General features: G+C 44.1%; 18 protein-coding genes. 8 read left to right on the forward strand and 10 right to left on the reverse strand.

The window, feature by feature from the left end; genetic code table 11:
* Nucleotides 1-54: 54 nt before the first annotated feature.
* Nucleotides 55-960, reverse strand: coding sequence for a DMT family transporter (locus OO778_RS22520; RefSeq protein WP_074189861.1), 906 nt, complete (start codon nucleotides 958-960; stop codon nucleotides 55-57).
* A 98-nt stretch (nucleotides 961-1,058) separates the two neighbouring features.
* Here OO778_RS22520 and OO778_RS22525 point away from each other — a divergent pair, with 98 nt between their 5' ends.
* Complete coding sequence (locus OO778_RS22525) at nucleotides 1,059-1,847, forward strand: helix-turn-helix transcriptional regulator (protein WP_257889293.1); 789 nt, start codon at nucleotides 1,059-1,061, stop codon at nucleotides 1,845-1,847.
* On the opposite strand, the gene OO778_RS22530 is transcribed toward OO778_RS22525, so the two are convergent.
* The gene (locus OO778_RS22530) at nucleotides 1,842-2,759 is read right to left on the reverse strand and encodes a M14 family metallocarboxypeptidase (RefSeq protein WP_104972838.1); all 918 of its coding nucleotides are present in this window, start codon (nucleotides 2,757-2,759) and stop codon (nucleotides 1,842-1,844) included. The two genes, OO778_RS22525 and OO778_RS22530, sit on opposite strands and share 6 nt — an antisense overlap.
* A gap of 172 nt (nucleotides 2,760-2,931) precedes the next feature.
* On the opposite strand from OO778_RS22530, the gene OO778_RS22535 reads away from it, so the two are divergent.
* Nucleotides 2,932-3,837, forward strand: a complete 906-nt coding sequence (locus OO778_RS22535; RefSeq protein WP_264911789.1) for a DUF808 domain-containing protein — start codon at nucleotides 2,932-2,934, stop codon at nucleotides 3,835-3,837.
* A gap of 98 nt (nucleotides 3,838-3,935) precedes the next feature.
* On the opposite strand, the gene pyrC is transcribed toward OO778_RS22535, so the two are convergent.
* Both pyrC and OO778_RS22545 read right to left on the reverse strand, forming a co-directional pair.
* Complete coding sequence (gene pyrC, locus OO778_RS22540) at nucleotides 3,936-4,964, reverse strand: dihydroorotase (protein WP_237311266.1); 1,029 nt, start codon at nucleotides 4,962-4,964, stop codon at nucleotides 3,936-3,938.
* Between the two features lie 155 nt (nucleotides 4,965-5,119).
* Nucleotides 5,120-5,284 (reverse strand): YqaE/Pmp3 family membrane protein, encoded by a 165-nt coding sequence (locus OO778_RS22545; RefSeq protein WP_005375297.1) that lies wholly within the window; start codon nucleotides 5,282-5,284, stop codon nucleotides 5,120-5,122.
* Between the two features lie 267 nt (nucleotides 5,285-5,551).
* Here OO778_RS22545 and OO778_RS22550 point away from each other — a divergent pair, with 267 nt between their 5' ends.
* Entirely contained in the window at nucleotides 5,552-7,369 is a 1,818-nt protein-coding gene (locus OO778_RS22550; protein ID WP_150917770.1) for a hybrid-cluster NAD(P)-dependent oxidoreductase, read from the forward strand.
* Nucleotides 7,370-7,451: 82 nt separating this feature from the next.
* On the opposite strand, the gene nadE is transcribed toward OO778_RS22550, so the two are convergent.
* On the reverse strand, nucleotides 7,452-8,282 hold the full coding sequence (gene nadE / locus OO778_RS22555) for an ammonia-dependent NAD(+) synthetase (RefSeq protein WP_006742205.1): 831 nt from the start codon (nucleotides 8,280-8,282) through the stop codon (nucleotides 7,452-7,454).
* A gap of 177 nt (nucleotides 8,283-8,459) precedes the next feature.
* On the opposite strand from nadE, the gene OO778_RS22560 reads away from it, so the two are divergent.
* On the forward strand, nucleotides 8,460-8,993 hold the full coding sequence (locus OO778_RS22560) for a nicotinate-nicotinamide nucleotide adenylyltransferase (RefSeq protein ID WP_074189864.1): 534 nt from the start codon (nucleotides 8,460-8,462) through the stop codon (nucleotides 8,991-8,993).
* Nucleotides 8,994-9,007: 14 nt separating this feature from the next.
* On the forward strand, nucleotides 9,008-9,490 hold the full coding sequence (locus OO778_RS22565) for a hypothetical protein (RefSeq protein WP_006742203.1): 483 nt from the start codon (nucleotides 9,008-9,010) through the stop codon (nucleotides 9,488-9,490).
* Between the two features lie 127 nt (nucleotides 9,491-9,617).
* Here OO778_RS22565 and OO778_RS22570 read toward each other — a convergent pair whose 3' ends face one another.
* Complete coding sequence (locus OO778_RS22570) at nucleotides 9,618-10,226, reverse strand: hypothetical protein (protein ID WP_047008435.1); 609 nt, start codon at nucleotides 10,224-10,226, stop codon at nucleotides 9,618-9,620.
* Between the two features lie 191 nt (nucleotides 10,227-10,417).
* Here OO778_RS22570 and OO778_RS22575 point away from each other — a divergent pair, with 191 nt between their 5' ends.
* Nucleotides 10,418-11,527 (forward strand): 1-acyl-sn-glycerol-3-phosphate acyltransferase, encoded by a 1,110-nt coding sequence (locus tag OO778_RS22575; RefSeq protein WP_005392503.1) that lies wholly within the window; start codon nucleotides 10,418-10,420, stop codon nucleotides 11,525-11,527.
* A 74-nt stretch (nucleotides 11,528-11,601) separates the two neighbouring features.
* On the opposite strand, the gene OO778_RS22580 is transcribed toward OO778_RS22575, so the two are convergent.
* Entirely contained in the window at nucleotides 11,602-12,201 is a 600-nt protein-coding gene (locus OO778_RS22580; RefSeq protein ID WP_031780261.1) for a hypothetical protein, read from the reverse strand.
* Between the two features lie 316 nt (nucleotides 12,202-12,517).
* On the opposite strand from OO778_RS22580, the gene OO778_RS22585 reads away from it, so the two are divergent.
* Nucleotides 12,518-12,790 (forward strand): YnjH family protein, encoded by a 273-nt coding sequence (locus OO778_RS22585; protein ID WP_005392505.1) that lies wholly within the window; start codon nucleotides 12,518-12,520, stop codon nucleotides 12,788-12,790.
* A gap of 74 nt (nucleotides 12,791-12,864) precedes the next feature.
* On the opposite strand, the gene OO778_RS22590 is transcribed toward OO778_RS22585, so the two are convergent.
* Entirely contained in the window at nucleotides 12,865-13,164 is a 300-nt protein-coding gene (locus OO778_RS22590; RefSeq protein WP_074189865.1) for a YfcZ/YiiS family protein, read from the reverse strand.
* Between the two features lie 607 nt (nucleotides 13,165-13,771).
* Here OO778_RS22590 and OO778_RS22595 point away from each other — a divergent pair.
* Complete coding sequence (locus tag OO778_RS22595) at nucleotides 13,772-14,233, forward strand: TetR/AcrR family transcriptional regulator (RefSeq protein ID WP_005392508.1); 462 nt, start codon at nucleotides 13,772-13,774, stop codon at nucleotides 14,231-14,233.
* 191 nt (nucleotides 14,234-14,424) lie between these two features.
* On the opposite strand, the gene OO778_RS22600 is transcribed toward OO778_RS22595, so the two are convergent.
* On the reverse strand, nucleotides 14,425-15,207 hold the full coding sequence (locus OO778_RS22600; RefSeq protein ID WP_203347909.1) for a heme ABC transporter ATP-binding protein: 783 nt from the start codon (nucleotides 15,205-15,207) through the stop codon (nucleotides 14,425-14,427).
* Entirely contained in the window at nucleotides 15,207-16,244 is a 1,038-nt protein-coding gene (locus OO778_RS22605) for an iron ABC transporter permease (protein WP_074189867.1), read from the reverse strand. Before OO778_RS22605 ends, OO778_RS22600 begins: the two co-directional genes overlap by 1 nt.
* Between the last annotated feature and the right edge of the window lie 7 nt (nucleotides 16,245-16,251).

Consider the following 16,251-nt stretch of genomic DNA (forward strand, 5'->3'; position numbering starts at 1 on the left):
CGAACGCTGAAAACAAAAAGCCACAGCGTAGTTCTGTGGCTTGGGAAACTGGGATTAATTGGCGGTGGAGGCAATCTCAGAATTGGGCAATGGCTTTCTGTGTCGTATTTTTATTTGCGACAGGATAACGCCAGAGATGACTAACAGCCCACCAATAATGTGGTAAGCGTAAATTTTCTCACCAATCAACGTTGAAGCAAGTACGACAGAAACCACGGGCATTAAGTTCATGAACATGGCACTTGAATCAGCGCCAATTGAATCGATCGCTTTCACCCACATTAACGGCGCAAAAATGGAAGCCGCAATGCCAGCATAGGCGATTAATGGTAGCGCGTCTTGGCTTGGTAACAGTTGCTCACTAGAGAGCCAAAGTGGTGTAAGCATCACAACCGAGAAGAAGCCTTGCATGTAAACCAGAGTCAAACTACTGAAAGGCATTTTCCAGCGTTTTAGCAGCACGCAATAAGCCGCGTATACCATGGCTGCAATCAGCATAAGGCTATCACCTTGGGTCATGTCTTGATGTAAAAAGTAGGTGATATCACCATGACCAAGCATAAACGCCAAGCCGCCGAGCGAAATCACACCACCGACGATACTTAACATTGATACAGACTTGCCTAACAGAGGAACACTTAAAAACACACTGATCAAAGGAACCAAAGAGGTAATCAGTGCCATGTTGGAAGCCGTTGTCGTTAAACCAGCGTAGTAGCCAAGTGATTGGTTGAGCACCATGCCAAGTAACGCAAGAAATGCCAGCTTAGTTAAGTAAGGTCGAATAATGTGTCGTTGTTTGATGATCGCAGGCAGACAAAATGGAGTTAGAAGTACCATTGCGACAAACCAACGATAGAAACTCATCGCACTTGGTTCAATGGCGCTTGCTGCCATCTTATTCACAATTGAGTTACCACCCCAAATCATAACGGTGAAAAACGGAAGTAAATAAATCATGAGAACCCTATAGCACAATTATTGATGGCGCTAGTCTGGCAGGTCTTTATAATAAAAAGTATCTCTTAAAAGACATCGTAAGCGATAGGAAGACAATTTTGAAAAAGAGCGCCAGAAATCTTCATCCCTCATTATCAATCGACCGCGCACCATCGGATGTATTTATGAATTTTGAAGCCTTTCTCTCTAATACAGAAACACGAATTCATAGCCATCCTTGGGGGCAAGTGCAGCTGATCAGCGGTGGGATCCTAGAGATGGATGCAGAAGATACAAGATTTCTAGCGCCTCCGCATCTTGCAATTTGGGTTCCTGCTGGAATCCGTCATACTAGTTACAACCGTAAACCTATCGAATATTGTTCTTTGAACATTGCCCCTGAATTGACGGCGCACTTTCCTACCAAAACGAGTCTGATCAAAGTGACTCCAATCGTGTCGTCCATTATTGAGGACTTTCGCCAACGAGACATTAACGTGGCGCAAAGTGATGAAGACAAGCGCTTGGTCCAGGTGTTATTGGACCAGCTCGCAAAGCAAGAAGTGGAACACCACTTTTTACCAACGACCGATAACAAGTATCTTGAACCGATCTTAAAAGCAGTAGAAGAATCGCCGACGGATGAGATCAGTTTGGCGGAGTGGGCGGAAAAAGTGCATACCACAGAACGCACGTTGGCGAGACACTGTCAGAGTGAGTTGGGCATGAGCTTTACTGAGTGGCGCTTACGTGTACGCTATTTGCATTCTATGGAGTTGCTGCGTAAAGGGCAGACCGTAAAGGAAGTCGCGTTGACGTTAGGTTATAACCAAGCTAGCCCTTTTATCGCGATGTTCAAGAAATACTCCGGCATGACACCGGAGCAATATAAGAGCCGCTTATTATAACTGAGCCAGAACGTAATTCAGACCACCGACCACGGCTGCAACTTGCGCATCGTTGCACTCTTCGTCGGTCACCGTTGGGCTGTCTGGGTACACTTCCGTTGTCGTGCCGTAAACGCAATTTGTTACGCCGCCACACAGACCCAGCTTCACCATTGGATAGTTGATAACGCCAAACTGTACGACTGGTGAACCAATGATTTCGCCATTTTCATCTGCAGGTGCAATGTGAGTCACTTTCGCAACCGATTCAATCACCGCTTTTTGAAACTCGGGTTGAGGGTTTTCACTATCTCCAACTGTGTAAAAACCGTCTGGGATCATGCCCTCGATGTACTCAATGCCATCACGAGCGGCAAGCGCAGGACGGAACTCTGTTTCATCGGAGTCTGTCGTCTCGTGCAAATCAATGTGCATTAATACATCGCCTAATGTAGCAACGAGCTTCATGAGGTTGGCAGATTCTTCGGCAGGGCTATCCTTATAGAAAGAGCGGTTTGGATCAATCGCGTTTGGGTTCCAGCGGTTGATCACCTCGTAACCCCAAGGGCTCACGCAAGGTGCAACGACAATATTGAAATGCTCTGCGTAGCGCTCTGCTTCTGTTTCTACAAACTTTAAAGCGCCATGTACACCACTCGTCTCGTAACCGTGCACGCCACCTGTAACCAAAACAACAGGCTTCGTTGAATCCCAGTTGCGAGTTTTGATACAAAATAGAGGGAAACGTGCCTCGTTGTATGAGAGCGCACCGTATTGTTCAACATCAAAACGCTCGCGTAGGGCATCGATTTTACTGACGACTTCATCTTGGTAGCTACGTTTTACTTCTTGCGTTGCTAACCAAGCTTTACGTTCTTCTTCGCTCCAAGGTTGGCCAGGGGTACCGATTGGGTAAATGTATCCACTTTTCATCTATACTTTTTCTTTTGACTGCTGAAAGGTATCACAAGACTAGACCTGTCTTATCTTAACGGCAATATAAAACACCATTTGGGATAGTATTCTTTGCAAAATCATCACTTTGATGAGTGATTTATTGGTGTTACATTTTGTTACTTACTCAATTTCATATAAGAGACAAAAAATGGCTGGAGCAAGTTTACTCACACTGTTGGATGATATTGCCACGGTACTCGACGATGTCGCCTTAATGTCGAAAATGGCGGCAAAGAAAACCGCAGGTGTGTTGGGTGATGACCTAGCGTTAAACGCTCAACAAGTGTCTGGTGTTGCATCTGAGCGAGAAATTCCAGTGGTTTGGGCGGTTTCGAAAGGCTCGTTCAAAAACAAATTGATTTTAGTTCCTTCAGCATTGCTAATTAGCGCGATTATTCCATGGCTTATCATGCCACTATTGCTAATTGGCGGCTTGTTTCTCTGCTTTGAAGGGGCAGAAAAGGTGCTTGAGAAAGTGTTCCCTCACTCGCATCCGCACGAAGAAAAAGAAGAGTTAGTTAATACTGGCGAGTCGATAGAAGAGTATGAAAAACGCAAAGTTGCTGGTGCGATTCGAACGGACTTTATTCTTTCAGCGGAAATCATTGTGATTGCGTTGGGTACCGTGACTGGGGCGAGCCTTGTGACGCAAATCTTAGTGGTGAGCTTAATTGCAGTCATCATGACCATTGGTGTTTATGGCTTAGTAGCAGGCATCGTGAAATTGGATGACTTGGGCTTCTACCTTGAAATTCGCTCAAAAGGTAAGGGCTGGATGGCAAAAGTCGGCAGTGCTTTAGTTGCTTTTGCACCAAAGCTGATGAAGTTGTTAACGATTGTGGGTACTGCCGCGATGTTTTTAGTCGGTGGGGGGATTGTAGTGCACAACGTGCCTGCCATTCATCACTTTGTAGAGCCGATTATTATGAACTTTAGTGGTCATTCGGTTGCTACAGCGATTCTGCCTATTTTGCTTAACGGTATTATCGGTTTTGTGGCGGGTTTGATTGTGGTTGCTGTGTGGACAGCTGTAGAAAAAATTCGCGGCCACTAATAATCACAGCTCAAAACAAGAAAAGAACAACAAGGGTCATGACTTCTTTTCACAGAAAGGCATGACCCTCTTTTATGGGTGGAACGTCAGTAAAGTACTTACTTCACTTTCCACTCAATTTGTTCATTTGCTCGAATAGGCACAACGATATCATTGCCAAATGGCATCGTTTCCGGCACATCCCAAGCGGATTTTTCTAACGTTACCGTATCTGTGTTGCGCGCAATGCCGTAAAAATCAGGACCATTGAAGCTTGCAAACGCTTCCAAGTTTTCCAGCTTACCTTCATTCTCGAATACTTCTGCATAAAGCTCTAGTGCTGCGTGTGCGGTGTAAGAACCAGCACAACCGCAAGCTGACTCTTTTGCCCCTTTCGCATGTGGCGCAGAGTCGGTACCTAGGAAGAACTTCTTGCTACCACTGGTTGCAGCTTCGATCAGCGCTTGCTGGTGGGTTCCGCGCTTAAGAATTGGCAAACAGTAGAAATGAGGTTTAATACCACCCACAAGCATATGGTTACGGTTGAAAAGAAGATGGTGAGCAGTGATGGTAGCAGCTACGTTATCTGAGGCGTTATTAACGAAGTTTGCTGCGTCGGCGGTAGTGATGTGTTCTAGAACGATTTTAAGATTAGGGAAGTCATTGACGATAGGAGCGAGGACAGTATCAAGGAATTCTTTCTCTCGGTCGAAGATATCAACATCGTGATGTGTTACTTCGCCATGAACCAAAAGTAACATTCCGACTTCTTCCATCGCTTCGAGAACGTGGTAAATGTTCTTCGCATTGGTCACACCGGAATCTGAGTTTGTGGTAGCGCCAGCAGGATAAAGCTTGGCAGCAACAATGTTTCCGGTGGCTTTAGCCTTACGTATTTCATCTGGTGTGGTGTTGTCTGTGAGGTAAAGCGCCATCAAAGGTTCAAACTGTTCGCCATGTTGCTCTTTTAGAATTCGGTCACGGTAGGCTAGGGCGAGCTCAGTTGTAGTAACTGGTGGGACGGTATTTGGCATGATCAGCGCACGGCCATTGTAGCGGCTGATGTCGCGAACGGTGTCTTTAAGAACTTCCCCATCGCGTAAGTGAACGTGCCAGTCGTCAGGACGAGTGATTGTCAGTGTTGTCATTAATTGCTCCCACCATTGAAAAGTTGTCTGATTGGAGCCCAAGCGCCGTATTTGCTTTTGAGCAAACGCTTGCGCTTAGGCGACAGGATGATAGAGGAATTGCCCTGACATTTCATCCCATTTTTCACTTTTCTACAGAGTGAGAGTGTAAGTGATTACTTCATTGTTAACCAAAGCGCGTGGATCGTACCCGGCAGAAAGAAGAAACACGTCAATATTAGGTTAATCAAAAAGTCTTTATTTAGACCTTTCTCCATAAACACCGCGACAGGCGGAAGAAAGATACATAACAAAATCAGAACCAGTTTTCTTGTATCCATAATTAAGCTCCAAATCAATAAATGGGGGCAGTGATAACTTGGGTGAATTATGTGTGTCGTATCACACTTTATCAAACGGTATTTGGTCAGAACGGTGTTAAAAAACGCGAATATTGAGTGTAGTAAATACTTGTCACTAAAACCAAATTTATAAGAATATGGTTTCGAGAAAGTTGCGATGGATGAAGAGGCAGTAGACTCTGCAACTTAATGTGATTTGAGTATACAATACCGCAACAAATAAAAAACACCCGTAGGAAGAAGGCCATGTCGCAACCCGTTTTATCCCAAATTAATGTTTTTCCGGTTAAGTCAGTTGGCGGATTATCGCTGTCGTCCGTATGGGTTGAGAAGCAAGGATTGAGCTTCGATCGTCGCTTTATGATTGCGAAAGCTGATGGCTCGATGATCACTGCGCGAAAGTATCCGCAAATGGTAACCATTAAGTCTGCCTTATTATCCGATGGGGTTGTGTTTAGCAGTTTGGGGATGGAGCCGCTTAAAATCCGTTATCAAGACTTTAAAATGCAGGAAACGCCAGCAACAGTTTGGAAAGACACCTTTACTGCATATACCACCACAGATGATGCAGATGATTGGTTTAGTCGTGTATTGGGTCAACGTGTTGAGTTGTTGTTTAGTGGTGAGCAATCGAATCGTGTTCGCGAAAAGCTAGGACAAAACGTTAGCTTTGCCGATGGTTATCCGGTGTTAGTGATTAGCCAGGCTTCCCTTGATGAACTGAACCGAAGAAGCTCTGAGCAACACTCTATGGATCAGTTCCGTACTAACTTAGTGGTCTCTGATACCAAGCCGTTTGAAGAAGATTCATGGAAGCGCATACGAATCGGTGAGGTAGAGTTTGAGTCTCTCAAACCTTGCGAGCGCTGTATCCTGACTACGGTGAATACCCAAAGAGGCACATTCCGTGAGAGCAAAGAGCCGCTCAAAACCTTGCAACAGTTCCGTGCAAACGATGTCGGTGGTGTGTTCTTTGGCCAGAATCTTGTCGCGCGAAATGAAGGCATTATTCGTCAAGGCGATAAAGTTGAAGTATTGGAGTACAAAGAGCCGGAGTTTTACGCAGATAACTCGCCAGTGCGCATGACGTTAACATGTGTTGAGCGTGAAGAAATCGCCCAAGACTTCGTGACCTTATGGTTAGAACCAAACAAAGGTTCTTTACCTAATTACTTGCCAGGACAACACCTGCCAATAGAAGTGAATATTGATGGTAAGAAAGTAGGTCGACGCTATACGCTATCATCCAGTCCGTCTCGTCCGGGTCGCTATGCTATTTCTGTTAAGCGTATTGCAGGTGGAAGAGTCTCTAATTCGCTCTTAGACAATTTACAAGTCGGTGATGTTTTAGAGGCAGAACAACCTGATGGCCAGTTCCACCTAAAAACTCATGAAGCGCAGCCTCTATTGTTACTCTCTGCAGGCAGTGGAGTAACACCAATGCTATCGATGGTACGTTACTTAGCGGATCACAATCAGTTGGAGAACGTGGTTTTCTACCATCAATGTCGTACCGAAAATGATATTCCTTGTCGCTCTGAGTTGGAGCAGTTAAAGCGTAAGCACCCGGGGTTAGAAGTGAAAATCTGCTTGACGCAGCCTGCCGTTGATTGGTTTGGGTTAAAAGGGCGTTTAAGCTTGTCACACATTAAGCAAATCAAAGATATTGAACAGCGCCAAGTGTTTGTGTGTGGTCCTGATGGTTTTATGGAGAAAGCGAAAAATCTCCTACTAAGAAAAGGGCTGCCAGAAGAAAACTACCATCAAGAAGCGTTTGGCGTATCTTCAGTCACTTCAAGACCAGAGAAGAGCATAGCGATCGATTTTAATGGGACGAAAGTTGTAGGGAATAATCAGAAAACGTTGTTAGATCAGCTTGAAGACGCAGGGAAGGTTGTTAGCAATAGCTGCCGTGCTGGCTTATGCGGAGCGTGTAAGGTTCAGCTTACGTCGGGTCAAGTACATCATCCGGACGTGCCTGCGTTGACAGATGAGGAACGTGCGATGGGAACCGTATTGGCGTGTTGTGCTGTTCCAGAGACGGACGTGACGGTAACAAACTAAGCGAGAAGGCTCCCCGGTTCTCAATAAAAACGCTGCTAACTTTAGCAGCGTTTTGAGTTTAAAAGTGAACGGAAAATATCGCTTAGTCGTAAATCGTCGGGATTGGCTGACGTTTGTGCTGCGTTGCTTTGTAAATCGCTACCAGACGATCACTCACTTGCTGTGGAACGGGTTTGCCTTCTAAGAAGTCATCGATCTGTTCATAAGTTAAGTTCAGAGCATCTTCATCTGCTTTTTGCGGCTCTAGTTCTTCTAGATCTGCCGTTGGTACTTTCTTAACAAGTAGTTCTGGTGCGCCTAATGTTGCAGCCAACTCGCGGACTTGACGTTTGCTTAAACCAAATAGAGGGGCAAGGTCGCACGCGCCGTCACCAAACTTAGTGTAAAAACCGGTGATGTTCTCTGCTGAGTGGTCTGTTCCCAATACTAAGCCGCCAACGTAACCAGCGATTTCATATTGTGCAATCATACGAGCTCGCGCTTTTACGTTACCTTTTACGAAATCAATTTTGTCGGCTTCAGTCGGAAGCAGGCCCGTCCCTTGCAACGCGGTATCAGTCGCCGCATGCAAACCGTCAACACCATCTTTAATGTTCACAGACACAGAGTGTGTTGGCTTGATGAAAGAGAGTGCCAGTTGCGCTTCATCTTCATCTTTTTGCTCACCGTAAGGCAGACGTACTGCGATAAACTGATATTTGTCAGTACCAGATTCCGCATTCAATTGTTCTACTGCAAGCTGGGCAAGGCGACCTAACGTGGTTGAGTCAACACCGCCACTAATGCCAAGCACCAGTGACTTACAACCTGCTTCTTGTAGCTTACGCTTAATAAAAGCAATACGGCGTTCAATTTCAAAATGCGGATCAATTGAAGGGAGTACACGCATTTCATCACGGATGGATTGTTCCATTTAGGGTTCCTTTTCCTGCAAATATTTCAGACACTAAAGCCCGCTTGCTCAAATGGTGATAAACCATGCAATTGAGACTGATAAACACGACTTTAGGGTCAAAAGCTGTAAAGATTAGTAGTATCATACCGAAATCATCAGATTAGAAAACTCTCTTCAACCAGGTAATTACCGGATATGAAAAAAATCGCCATTTTTGGTAGTGCATTTAACCCACCTAGTTTAGGGCACAAAAGTGTTATTGAGTCATTGAGCCACTTTGACCTTGTGCTACTTGAACCTAGCATTGCACACGCTTGGGGCAAGAATATGCTCGATTACCCAACTCGGTGCAAAATGGTTGATGCATTCATCAAAGATATGGGACTTTCTAATGTTCGGCGTTCTGATGCAGAGCAAGCTTTGTACCAACCCGGACAAAGTGTGACAACCTATGCGTTGTTAGAAAAAATTCAAGAAATCTACCCAACAGCCGATATAACTTTTGTCATAGGTCCTGATAATTTCTTCAAATTTGCTAAATTTAGTAGAGCAGAAGAGATTATGGAACGTTGGACTGTTATGGCGTGCCCTGAAAAAGTAAAAGTCAGAAGCACGGATATACGTAACGCATTGGTTACGGGTGAAGACATAAACGCCTACACAACCCCGTCCGTCTGTGAATTGTTGCTTAACAAAGGCTTATACAAAGAAACATTATCTGGGAACTGAGAGGTCAGATTTTCATGGTCAGATTAGCCGTATTTAGTGCATGTGCGCTGCTTGTGGTCACACAAGCTCATTCTGCGTGTAACTATTTTTCTGATCGTTCTGTTGTGTTTGAAGATAACACCCTTCCTATCTGTGAAGAAATTTTAGATTCCATTGGCGTATTAAGTACGGATGCGTTGATTTGGTATGCTGCGGAAGCGAAATTCGAAGGGCCAACAGAAAACTATTGGGAAGAGTGGGCGATTAAGCCGGAAGACACACCACTCCTAACCCAAAATCTAGAAAAGAATTATTTTGGGCTTGGTTTTTGGATGCCGGAAGAGCTCCGAGACGAAGAGAGCAAAATGGACACAGAAGAGTGGCTCCGTAGTCATGGCCTGATGTTCAGCGTGGGTTTTGGTGATAAATCCGACGGACAGCCAAGAATGCGATTTGATTATCGTTGGCACGAATATTACGACGCTGACTGGATGATGCAGATAGAAGTTCCCTTCTAGTCACCTTGAGCGAACATAAAAAGGGCGTACATCATCCATGTACGCCCTTTTTATTATTATCTGAGTCTCTATTTTCTGCGCGCGTCACTCTGCGTAATACTAAAAAGATGGCTCGTTAGAATGCGAGTTATAGCGCTTCTCCAAAGACCAAAAAGCAAAGTTGCTCATATTCTTCTGTGTTACCCGCAAAAAGCGTATCGACAATCTGCTCTTCTTTCTTTCCCGACAGCTTCATTTTTCTTGCTTCACGGAGTGTGAGTACCAAGCACAGCTCTTTAGAAATGTCCATGTCACAACCAGGTGTCCACTGATTGATGGTTTTTGTTAACGTTGAGTGCGCTAGTTTAGGAGAGAGAGTCAATACTTCATGTCTTACTACCGTCAGCAGATCGGTTTGCAAATCCGAGCGCTCGGCTGTTGTTGCTAGTTTCTCGACGAGGGCTTTTAGCAGCGGTGAAGGTTTCACAAACCCTGCTTGTTGTGAGAAGTCATCATTTAAACGCACAGAAAAATCACAACGATATACACGAGAATTAGGTAAAAAGGTGAGGGAGCTCAAACATCCTTGAGGAATCCAAAAATATTGGCCTGGTTCAATGGCATACTCCTGCTTACCCAATTTAATGACGGCTAACCCTTCGACGACAGACAGCAGACTGTGCTTCAGTGCTTTTTTGCGCGCAGCTACTTCAAGAAAGGGGTATTTAGCGTCGTGAAATTCAATTGCGTAGTTCATTATGAGTACCAGTGTTTTTTGGCGCTAAGGGTAACGTTAAACCTATACGATTCCAACCAGCTGAGAGAATTTTTTAGCATGAGAAATTGTAGTCTAACTGGTATGACCATGTTAAAAGTATGGGTTGAAATGCTGCTTGTCAGCAAAACTATGCGTAAAATGTGCCAGCTTTTTTTGATATGTAATGAACAATGACTGCCAATACCGATCCTTATATTGAAATTCGTCCTTACAATGACGAAGAAATTCCAGCAGCGCTGGATCGTCTAATCCAAGATGATGAATTTATCACTGCTATTCTCGATCATCGCTTTGCTAATAAAGCAGCGTGGTTTAAAACGCTAATGAGCCCTATCCTGCGCATCTACCTGAAAGCTAAATGGAGCAAGCTTGATTCTGTAGAAGCGATTCAGATTGAAGTGAAGAAGTATCTGAAAGATACATTGAATAAGACAACGGATGGCGTCACTTTTTCTGGTTTGGATAAGCTGGATAAAAACACGTCGTACTTATTCGTTTCTAACCACCGTGATATTGCGATGGACCCTGCGCTAGTAAACTATGGCTTGTACCAAAGTGGGCACCGTACAGTTCGTATTGCGATTGGTGACAACCTGCTGAAGAAGCCATGTGCGACTGAATTGATGCGACTCAATAAAAGCTTCATCGTTAAGCGCTCTGCTAAGGCGCCTAGAGAAATGATGAAAGCATTAGGACAACTGTCGAGCTACATTAAACACTCGCTTGATACCGGTAATTCAATTTGGATTGCCCAAAAGGAAGGTCGTGCCAAAGATGGAAACGACTTTACTGATCCTGCGATTTTAAAAATGTTCCATGTTGAAGGCCGCAAGCAGAAGATCAGCTTTGGTGAATACACGCGTTCTTTGAAAATCGTTCCTGTCTCGATTGCCTATGAAAATGATCCATGTGACATTGCCAAAGCAAAAGAGCTGTACGAAAAAGCTGAAAATGGCCGTTATGAAAAAGGTGAATTTGAAGATATCGAAAGCATCATTCAGGGCATCATTGGTTATAAAGGCCGTGTGCATGTCGCGTTTGGTGATGTGATTGAGCAAGAGTTTGAAACGCCAGAATCTCTTGCCGGTGAAATCGATCGCCAAATTCACAATAACTACAAGTTGTACCCAATCAACTTGTTAGCTGCTGGACGTGAAGATTCGAGCATCATCACAGAGGCGGTGAAACGTCATCTTGCGGATAAATTGGAGCAGTTACCTGAAGGGGCAAGACCTTATTTGGTGGCGAGCTATGCCAACCCAGTGAACAATCAAGAGTAGTATTCATCGCTGAACTTGATGGATTATGAACGCCTTAAAGCCTCGGTTTTCCGGGGTTTTTTCTTGTTTGCTTTTTAAGGAGCAACGGCCCCGCCAAGGGTTAAATTGCTAGGCCACTTGGTGATCTTGTTACCACCTAAAAAGATATTCCCTTTCACCGTCATCGTGTCTGGAAATACTTGTAGCGCTGATCCTCCTATATAAAGGTTACCATCAACCACCAATCCTTCAGGAAGAGCAGAGATAGGAGTGCGAATAACACTTAAATCGCCTTTGACTCGAAGTTTAGCTGGGAGCGTTTTTAATGGTGTATCCGTCAAGTTCAGATAACCGCCGAGTTTGATGCCCCTAGGCCAGCTTTCGATCTTACTACCCAGTAGATTCGCATAACCTTTTATCTTTGTACCTGAGCGAATGGTTTTGAGTGCGCTGTTGGTTGCTTCCAAACTGCCTCCAACATCAAGCCCCTTAGGCAGCTTTTTGATCGGGGTTTGCGAGATATTTAAGTTGCCTTTGACCACTAACCCAGAAGGTAATTGGGTGTAAGGTTTGTTTCGTAGATCAAGATTACCGTAATTATCGGTGTGACCAAACTTAGAGTAGTAATCTAGCTCATATGCGAAAGATGGGAAGCAGAGCAGCATCAAGGTAAGGAAAAGGGAAACAAAACGCATAGCCAGAGACTTAGTAAACATAGAGATCTTAAGTGCTCATCTTATACTTAAATAGACTCATTATGCATACTTTGTTAACAGTTTTTGATTTTTAGCCCAAGAACTTCAAATTAGGGCTTTATCTGAAAGCATACACGCTCTCACGATGCCGGGTTGCTTCAGTGTGCAAGTTAGGGAATGATTAAGTGATTGATTATATAGTTTATTTAAAAGTAAATGTGAGAAAAATATCAGTAGAGATATGAAGAATATGAGGTTCTGCCAAGAACTGAACAAGCGTCCTTGTTAGTATCATGAGCGTCTGAGGGAGATTTTCATGAAGTTAAAAAGAGTGTTTATTTTTGCCGCTGGTGTTGTAGCAGTACTACTATCTGGGGCCGCTTTTGCTAAATCATACAGTACGCCAGAAAGCAAAGCGCTGGTGGTCGCTGACGGCAAGGTAGGTCAGCGTATCTGTTACTACGATGATAAAGCCTACACCACCGGAGCCGTGATTAATGTTGAGGGTGTATTACTGATGTGTACAGCTGAGAACGATTTTGAAACGAATGGTTCGTTAAAGTGGGTGGTATTCAAAAAAGATAAATAAACGCCAAAAAACGGTCTGTTTAATATTAGGATAACGGAAAAATAAAAAAGCGAGCACAGAGCTCGCTTTTTCCATTAACGCGCGATTGAGCGAGTTTTTAATTCAAAGATAAGCTTTTCAGCACTTACTTCAAATTTGAATCGAGCCGTCGCTTGGTTTGACTCTTCTGTTATTTCAGAAACATTGTATTCAACATCAGCACATACTGATTTAGCGAGCTCAATGTATTTTTGTAGTTCAGACTCTAGCTCTGTTTTTGTCTGTGCGAAAACCGTTACGTCGGCAACTTCGTCACCTTCTTTGATGATGAAGCCAATCTCGCCTGCGCAGCCGCAAGCTTCACATACTTGGTTTTTTTCTAATTCGACACTCATAACGAATCCTCTTGTAAATACTAAGGGTATTCTATCAGGTATTTGATCTGTATCTACAAAAATGACGAGTTTTGAATAAAAAAAGAACAGAATAGGCGCTTGTTAAGTAAGGGTTAAAGATTGGATTACTAAATCATCAAGAACGTTAATGTGATATATATCAACATTTAAAATCAATTAACGAACATAGTGACGAGATTTCGCTCAGCCCAGTTGAACTAATGGACAATTTATAAGACTATTTCTTGATTGATTATTTTTAATAATTATCATTCTTGGTCTTTGAATAGTTTCGATGAATAAATGGCGCAAGGTTTTGATGAGACTAACTTTTCGCCTTATTTTGAGTAGCATGTATTGACAAAAACATAACTGCAAATTGCACATTACGCAGTGTAAAGACGTTATGATTTGGAACTTAACTTTATATTAAGTAGTCGCAGTACATATATCCAAATGGCCTTAATGCGCAGGTGTTAGCGGTTCAATTTTTAGGTTTCGCTTAACGAAGTGCCTTGGGCAACTTGGGTATAATGCTAAGAATGATTTCATTCTGGCCTCATTTAATAGTGAGTTAGATGGATTTACAAAGAGAAGAGCTTAAAATATGCCAAAGCGTAGTAAAGAAGATACCGAAATCACTATCCAAAAGATCATGGATGCCGTTGTTGATCAGCTACTAAGACTAGGTTACGACAAAATGTCGTACACGACTCTAAGTCAGCAGACAGGTATATCTCGTACCGGTATTAGCCATCACTTCCCTAAGAAAACGGACTTCACGGCCGCACTGGATGGCCGTATCTTTAAAATGTTTATTGAACACCTAGAGTTTGATAAAGGGCTAAGTGCATTTTCACAAAGTTGGATTAAAGCACTGGAAGATGCTGAGTTCCTCGCGATTTTACGACTGCTATTCCATCACATTGTCACGGCCGAAAATGCGCAAGAATTTGCTGCTAACGGTATTGACCGTTTATACAAAATGGTTGAAAGCCAGTTTGGCGCAGGTGGTGACAAAGAGCTCGAGTGGTTGATTGGTCGTTCATTGATCCAAATGAGTAAGTAATAGCAATTGAGAGCGATAGATGAACACTTGTTTGCTGCTTTGGTTGTAAAGCCAAGGCAGAACACAGTAATTTTCTCGCCGCTCTTTTGAGCCCAAGATTCGATTAAATATCAAAGCAAAGGCCCGCAATATGATTATTGCGGGCCTTTGTCGTTTGGAAAGCAGAAGAGACGGCTCAGAAGAGATACACGCTAAGCGGCGGCGTGTACCTGAGGAAAGTCTAAAGTTGGATGTTTTGTCACGATGGAGCGGTAGCCATAAACGTGCTCAATGCGCTCTGGCGTCAGTGCATTCCATGGTGTGTCATCACAAACCAGTTTTCCGTTATGTAAAAGTACAAGTCGGTCTGCGTACTGGGAGGCTAAATTCAAGTCATGCAACACGACAACGACTGCGGCGTTCTGTATTTTCGCGGCCTCACGAGCAATCTTTAACGTGTTGTGTTGGTGGGCGAGATCTAACGCAGAGGTTGGCTCATCAAGCATCAAGATTCGTTCCTCGCCAGATTGGTGTAGCTGTGTCATCACGCGTGCTAGATGTAATCGTTGCTTTTCGCCACCAGATAAAGATGGATAGAGGCTTTCTGCCAAATGCATTACATCGGTTTGTTTCATGTAATGTAAAGCTAACTTAGTGGTTTCTTTATTGGACAGCGATAGCGGAATCGCGCCTAATTCGACCACTTCTCTGGCTAAAAATGGGAAGGTCAACGTACTGTGCTGTGGGAGCATCGCAATGTGTTTTGCGCTTTTTTCAGGCTCCCAATCATGTTTTTGTTTACCGAAGTAGGCGATGTCATGATTTGAAGAGATTTCACCACACAGAAGCTTGAGCAAAGTACTTTTTCCCGCACCATTGGGGCCGAGTAGGGCGGTCACTTCACCAGCTCGGATATCAATATTGATGTCATCGAGAACAATGCGCTTGCCATATTTCATCGAAATGTTTTTACCCGATAAAACGATCTGGTTCATTACAAAATCTTCCCTTTCTGCTGGAACAATAAGTAGATGAAGAAGGGTGCACCGATCAAGGCGGTCACGATACCGACGGGTAATTCTGCTGGTGCCACGGCAATACGAGCAAACATATCAGCAGCGGTAAGAAGCAGCGCTCCCATGAGTGCAGAGATTGGCAGTAGCGTTCGATGGTCGGGGCCTGCTAGCATGCGTCCTAAGTGAGGAATCACTAGCCCGATAAAACCAATTGCACCACTAATACTCACCGTAATACCAACCCCCAATGCAGAGAGCAAAATAAGCTGTCGTTTGAGTTTTTGGACCGGAACTCCCAAGTGTCTTGCTTCTGATTCCCCTAGTAGAAGAGCATTCAGCGCCATCGATTTTTTCTGGAACCAGAATAATAGGACGACCAGCGTGACAGCGGATAGGCCTATCCCCGACCAATTTGCGCCAGCTAATGAGCCCATCGACCAAAGTGTTAGATCTCGTAGCATCTGATCATCAGCAATAAAGTTCATGTAACCGATCGCCGCTCCTGAAAGCGCGCTGATGGCAACACCAGCTAACAACATAATCGTAACTGAGGTACCAAATTTACTTGTGCCGAGCTTATAAACGAGAATAGTCGTCAACGCACCACCTAGGAAAGCAAAAAGAGGCAGCGCAGCGAAGTTCATTAGTTGCGGATAGTTTTGGCTAAACTCTGCAAATACAACAATAGCGAACGCACCGCCAAGTGCAGCACCAGCAGACACACCAATGATGCCGGGCTCGGCCAGCGGGTTACGGAATAAGCCCTGCATAACCACACCACAAATTGCCAAAATGGCGCCGATGAACATACACAAAATGGTGCGAGGTAATCGGATCTCGTTAATCACCAACTGAATGTGAGGAGCGAGATCAGAACTGCTTCCTGTTAGGCTACGCAAACTGTCAGTGAAACTAATGCTCATTGGACCTACTGTAATAGAGGCGATAGCAACAAATGCTAAAAAGCCGCTAAGTACGGATAACGTCGTTGAAAGGGAGATACGTCTTAACAACATGTCATGT

It is taken from the genome of Vibrio sp. STUT-A16 (assembly GCF_026000495.1).
GTDB classification, from domain to species: domain Bacteria; phylum Pseudomonadota; class Gammaproteobacteria; order Enterobacterales; family Vibrionaceae; genus Vibrio; species Vibrio diabolicus.

What these genes read in the sequence shown, in the direction of transcription:
- OO778_RS22595 (WP_005392508.1), top strand. Translation starts at nt 13,772, where the DNA reads ATGCCAAAGCGTAGTAAAGAAGATACCGAAATCACTATCCAAAAGATC.
- OO778_RS22585 (WP_005392505.1), top strand. Translation starts at nt 12,518, where the DNA reads ATGAAGTTAAAAAGAGTGTTTATTTTTGCCGCTGGTGTTGTAGCAGTA.
- OO778_RS22560 (WP_074189864.1), top strand. Translation starts at nt 8,460, where the DNA reads ATGAAAAAAATCGCCATTTTTGGTAGTGCATTTAACCCACCTAGTTTA.
- OO778_RS22520 (WP_074189861.1), bottom strand. Translation starts at nt 960, where the DNA reads ATGATTTATTTACTTCCGTTTTTCACCGTTATGATTTGGGGTGGTAAC.
- OO778_RS22545 (WP_005375297.1), bottom strand. Translation starts at nt 5,284, where the DNA reads ATGGATACAAGAAAACTGGTTCTGATTTTGTTATGTATCTTTCTTCCG.
- OO778_RS22575 (WP_005392503.1), top strand. Translation starts at nt 10,418, where the DNA reads ATGACTGCCAATACCGATCCTTATATTGAAATTCGTCCTTACAATGAC.
- OO778_RS22605 (WP_074189867.1), bottom strand. Translation starts at nt 16,244, where the DNA reads ATGTTGTTAAGACGTATCTCCCTTTCAACGACGTTATCCGTACTTAGC.
- OO778_RS22550 (WP_150917770.1), top strand. Translation starts at nt 5,552, where the DNA reads ATGTCGCAACCCGTTTTATCCCAAATTAATGTTTTTCCGGTTAAGTCA.
- nadE (WP_006742205.1), bottom strand. Translation starts at nt 8,282, where the DNA reads ATGGAACAATCCATCCGTGATGAAATGCGTGTACTCCCTTCAATTGAT.
- OO778_RS22590 (WP_074189865.1), bottom strand. Translation starts at nt 13,164, where the DNA reads ATGAGTGTCGAATTAGAAAAAAACCAAGTATGTGAAGCTTGCGGCTGC.
- pyrC (WP_237311266.1), bottom strand. Translation starts at nt 4,964, where the DNA reads ATGACAACACTGACAATCACTCGTCCTGACGACTGGCACGTTCACTTA.
- OO778_RS22580 (WP_031780261.1), bottom strand. Translation starts at nt 12,201, where the DNA reads ATGCGTTTTGTTTCCCTTTTCCTTACCTTGATGCTGCTCTGCTTCCCA.
- OO778_RS22600 (WP_203347909.1), bottom strand. Translation starts at nt 15,207, where the DNA reads ATGAACCAGATCGTTTTATCGGGTAAAAACATTTCGATGAAATATGGC.
- OO778_RS22530 (WP_104972838.1), bottom strand. Translation starts at nt 2,759, where the DNA reads ATGAAAAGTGGATACATTTACCCAATCGGTACCCCTGGCCAACCTTGG.
- OO778_RS22570 (WP_047008435.1), bottom strand. Translation starts at nt 10,226, where the DNA reads ATGAACTACGCAATTGAATTTCACGACGCTAAATACCCCTTTCTTGAA.
- OO778_RS22565 (WP_006742203.1), top strand. Translation starts at nt 9,008, where the DNA reads ATGGTCAGATTAGCCGTATTTAGTGCATGTGCGCTGCTTGTGGTCACA.
- OO778_RS22535 (WP_264911789.1), top strand. Translation starts at nt 2,932, where the DNA reads ATGGCTGGAGCAAGTTTACTCACACTGTTGGATGATATTGCCACGGTA.